The organism is Maribacter sp. (assembly GCF_049667165.1).
Taxonomy (GTDB): domain Bacteria; phylum Bacteroidota; class Bacteroidia; order Flavobacteriales; family Flavobacteriaceae; genus Maribacter_A.
Genome location: NZ_JBATHS010000093.1, coordinates 1 through 1,843, shown reverse-complemented (window position 1 = coordinate 1,843; position 1,843 = coordinate 1). Strand labels below are relative to the sequence as shown.

Below are 1,843 nucleotides of genomic sequence, written 5' to 3'. Positions count from 1 at the left end.
CCTCCTTTCGATGCGATAAAACCTGAAAAAATGGAGCGTTATACCGCTGCCAAAATCGTATTCACCAATTCGGATTTTGCCCAGCTGAAACTCGAAAGGAAATCAGGTGAAACCGATTTGAATTCCTATGCGATCTTGAGTAGCGGTGGCAAGGATAGTCTTTTGACCTATGGTATAATCAAGGAAATAGGGGAGGCCCATCCTATATTCATAAATGAAGCTGGCCGGCATTGGTTTACAGCGATCAACTCGCACAAATATTATAAGGCCACCGAACCGAATACCGCAAAGCCTTGGTGCAATAGTGATCGTATCTTTAACTGGATGGCGAAGCAGATGCCTTTTATAAAAGATAACTTTCAGCATATCCGTGCCGATATGTATCCCATTCGACTTTGGACGGTAGCGGTTTTCCTTTTTGGAGCCCTGCCCATCGTTCGTAAACGCCATATCGGAAATGTACTCATCGGAAATGAGTATGATTCTACGGTAAAGGGCAATTACGAGGGAATGACCCATTATAATTCACTATACGACCAAAGCAAATATTTCGATAATGCGCTGTCCCGATATTATAACAAGAAAGGGTGGAACATCTATCAATATTCCATATTGCGAAGTCTCTCCGAGTTGCTGATTTTGAAGGTGTTGGTAAAACGTTATCCCGAATTACAGGCCCAGCAAGTATCCTGTCATGCCGCGCATGAAGAAAATGGAAGAATGTTGCCCTGTGGCAATTGTGAAAAATGCCGACGGATCATTGGTATGCTGAAAGTACTTGATGAAGACCCTAAACGATGTGGGTATACCGACGCTCAGATTGAAAAAGGGTTAAAGGCGCTGTCGGCCCGAAGTGTCAAACAAATCGGAAGCGATGCCTCCCATTTATACTACCTGTTAGTTGGTAAAGGGTTGATCGAAAAGAACGAGCATAGCCTCAGAATGGCCAAGCCCCATCCTGAAATCTTAAAACTACGTTTCGATAATGAACGAAGTATGATGCGTGACCTGCCCCTTCATATTCGAAGACCTTTGTTTGAAATTTTAGCAAAGGACGCAGATGGGGTAGTGCAGTTGCTTGAACGAAATTGGCATACCTTTACCCCACAAAAAGAGGATTTTGAAACACCTTATTTTCTAAAAAAAAAATTATGAATACAACGAATAAAAAAACTGGTTTTCTATGGGAAGAGTTTACCTGGCCCGAGATTGAGGAATATTTGAAAACTGTTGATACGGTTATTTTGCCATGCGGGGCGATTGAGCAGCACGGACCTCATTTACCGGTCGATGTGGATTATTATGATGCCAAATATATGGCATACAAAGTGGCCGAGGCCTGTCAGGACCCAAAACCCCTGGTATTGCCCACTATTCCTTTCGGGGTTTCTTTTCACCATGATGATTTTAAGGGTACCTTAAGTGTTACCAATGATGCACTGTCTAAATTCGTTTATGATCTGGGTATGAGCTTGGCCAAAAACGGGGTCAAGAAAATCATCATCCTTAATGGACACGGTGATAATGCACCCACTTTGAGTTATGCGGCACAAATGATAACACGGGACACCAATATTTTCGTTTGCGTCGATACGGGGGAAACCAGTGATTCGGTTTTGTTGAAACTTATTGAAACACCAAATGACATACATGCTGGGGAGTTGGAAACCAGTACTACCTTGGCCATTCGCCCAGATAGCGTTCAAATGGATAAGGCCGTCAATGCAACCTTGAAATTTGGCAGTTCCTATTTAGACTTTGACGATGATTTAAGTGTAAGTTGGTATGTGCACACCCATAAGATATCGGAAAGTGGGGTTATGGGAGATGCTACCAAGGCCAC

General features: G+C 43.0%; 2 protein-coding genes. Both read left to right on the top strand.

What is annotated here, in order from left to right; genetic code table 11:
• Positions 1-1,155 (top strand): hypothetical protein (locus WBM98_RS05120; protein WP_424364954.1); only part of this gene is annotated, 1,155 nt, incomplete at its 5' end.
• Positions 1,152-1,843, top strand: a 692-nt coding sequence (locus WBM98_RS05115; protein WP_424364953.1) for a creatininase family protein, incomplete at its 3' end; no start/stop codon positions are given. The genes WBM98_RS05120 and WBM98_RS05115, both read left to right, overlap by 4 nt.